Source organism: Halanaerobium saccharolyticum (assembly GCF_003053565.1).
Taxonomy (GTDB): Bacteria; Bacillota; Halanaerobiia; order Halanaerobiales; family Halanaerobiaceae; genus Halanaerobium; species Halanaerobium saccharolyticum_B.
The window spans coordinates 1-2,124 of the sequence record NZ_QAXS01000076.1 but is presented as its reverse complement, the minus strand read 5'-3'; the positions used below and the strand labels follow the sequence as shown (position 1 = coordinate 2,124).

2 protein-coding genes and 1 CRISPR repeat array are annotated in these 2,124 nt (G+C 32.9%); both genes read right to left on the bottom strand.

The features are described from left to right. Positions 1-147 precede the first annotated feature (147 nt). A CRISPR array of direct repeats spans positions 148-554; the repeat unit is 37 nt; unit sequence GTCGCAATCCTTGTTGTAATGGACTGTTTATTCTGAC. A gap of 342 nt (positions 555-896) precedes the next feature. Then, complete coding sequence (locus tag C8C76_RS14910; RefSeq protein WP_108143032.1) at positions 897-1,460, bottom strand: tyrosine-type recombinase/integrase; 564 nt, start codon at positions 1,458-1,460, stop codon at positions 897-899. A 209-nt stretch (positions 1,461-1,669) separates the two neighbouring features. Next, positions 1,670-2,023 carry a JAB domain-containing protein gene (locus tag C8C76_RS14905; RefSeq protein ID WP_258222607.1) on the bottom strand — a complete coding sequence of 118 codons (354 nt, stop codon included), beginning with the start codon at positions 2,021-2,023 and terminating at the stop codon, positions 1,670-1,672. Positions 2,024-2,124: the final 101 nt, after the last annotated feature.

Below are 2,124 nucleotides of genomic sequence, written 5' to 3'. Positions count from 1 at the left end.
ATTCTTCTGTGTAAGTTCTTCTTTTTCCCATTTCGGGCACCTCCTGATTATATTATATATCTTAACTCGGTGTCCTACAAATTGGGGGAGGGTCAGACTGTTTATTCTGACCTATAAGGAAAATCTTGAACTTTCTTCTCTTGCTAAGTCGCAATCCTTGTTGTAGTGGACTGTTTATTCTGACATCCCATGAAAAGAAAGGGTTCAAAGTTCTTAATAAAATGTCGCAATCCTTGTTGTAGTGGACTGTTTATTCTGACATGTTACTAAAGAGAATATTGATAACCCTGAATATTTGTCGCAATCCTTGTTGTAATGGACTGTTTATTCTGACTTAGAGCAAACTATGAGGAAGCATTTGAAGCTGAGTCGCAATCCTTGTTGTAATGGACTGTTTATTCTGACGTTTGTACTGGATAGCCTTGACTTGTATCAAAAAATTGCGTCGCAATCCTTGTTGTAATGGACTGTTTATTCTGACTAATTTTTCGAAGGAGGTGTTAAGTTATTTCGTAGAGTCGCAATCCTTGTTGTAATGGACTGTTTATTCTGACAGTACCCCTTGCAAAGCTTGTTATGACAGGGCTGAAATTGCAATTTGCGCTAACCTCTGTTTTCGACAAATTTTTCAAGCCGATTCGACAAAATTGGAAATATATGAGAGTTTAATTATCTCTCATATTCTATCGAATACTCACATATACTCTGTTATTCTCTATTTGCGCTACCCTAGGGGGTTTTTGACCCTTTCAGAGGACAGCGATAGGAATAATTATTAATAATTTAATACATTTATTGCTACTATTTACTTTTAAAGGTTCAAATGTTTAATAACTATTAAACATATTATATCGTTATATTACTCTAATGGCAAGAAAATACAGGAAAATTTAAATTTAATATAGAAATCCAACATCCTGATCCGCAAGTATAGAATAAATTTTAAGATGATTAGAATCAGATAGACCTAAATTCCTTCTAACTTTTCTTAAATCCTCATTGTTAGTATACAACTTAGCTCCATAGGTGTGCCTTAAAGTATAGGGAGAAACGTCTTTACAAATAAAAGCTTTATCAGCATATCTAGAAATCATACTTCTCATATACCTGGCCTTAATTACATTCCCCTCTAAAGTAGTAAAAACAAAGCTGCAGTTTCCTATTTCTTTATGCTGCCTATACTTCCATTCTCTTAAAGCATCAACAGCACCTAATGTTATATACACCTTTCTATTTTGAGTTAAATTATCTGCTCTTATCATTATACTGTAATCAATCAGATCAATATTTTCCCACTTAAGATTTAAAACTTCTTTCGGCCTTAAACCGGCTGTTAAAATCAATTTCATCAAAGTGTAATTCCTCAAACCGGTAATACATCTTTTATTGGGCTGTTCTAAAAGTGACTCTTCTTCATATTCATCCAGGATTTCAGGTAAATAATCTAAATAATTATTCATGCGTTATTCCTCCTTTATTAGCTGCTATTACTGTTGTTGAAGTAAGATAGGTATCATATTTATGATCGGTAGCATATCTGGCCGGGTATAAAGGAGGGTAAGAAGGGTATATAGGCAGGTTTCTGAATAATTTTAAGTTAAAACTAGCAACTCTATTAACTAGCAAAAAAAGAAGCTATCAACTTAATGACAACTTCTTAAATATAAGATCAGTTAATACTGATATAATCTCTACCTGAGATTATCAAATTATCTTTGATTTTAATTCTAAATTTCTTAGCTTCCTCTACCAGAAATTCATTGAATTCATAATCATCACTGCTTACTTTCAATCCATCAGCTTTATTATAACCTAATATAATATAATAAGCCTCTAATCTTAAAGCCTTATAAAATAAATCATCAGTACCAATATTTTGTAAAGCATCACCTCCCCTCATTAGTTCTACTACACCAATTAATCTGTCATCTCTATCTAAAGCTATCATTCCAACTGCTTCTTCCTCTCCATCAATTTTCAATACATCAATAAATATCTCTACAGCATCTTCCGGTTTCCTAATATAATATGACCCTCCCCCAATTTGTAGGACACCGAGTTAAGATATATAATATAATCAGGAGGTGCCCGAAATGGGAAAAAGAAGAACTTACACAGAAGAAT